Annotated in this window: 1 protein-coding gene; it reads left to right on the top strand. The window is 62.4% G+C overall.

Going from position 1 to position 245, the window contains the following annotated elements:
- The coding region (locus ACYPYD_RS23010) for a hypothetical protein (protein WP_459665757.1) at nucleotides 1-238 on the top strand (238 nt) is incomplete at its 5' end.
- Nucleotides 239-245: the final 7 nt, after the last annotated feature.

Here is a 245-nt window from a genome sequence, read left to right as displayed (position 1 = left end):
CCTGCTCCACCGTGTGGACGAGCTTGCCTATGACGAGATTGGCAGGCGGCTGAAGGTCCCTGTCGCGGCCGTGCAGAACTGTCTGCGCGACGCCTTGGTCATCATCGACGAGGCGCTTGACGCAATGCCCCCCACCTGCCCGGAAAACGAACTTATCATTGGGGCGAACGCGAACTTGCCCGAGCGCCACCGGTGCTGTCGGGCAAGCTGTATACGGCGCGCTTATCACCATTCGTAGGACTGCG

The organism is Novosphingobium sp. 11B (genome assembly GCF_054589055.1).
The sequence above is the reverse complement of the archived record's forward strand: the minus strand, read 5'-3'. Positions and strand labels throughout refer to the sequence as shown.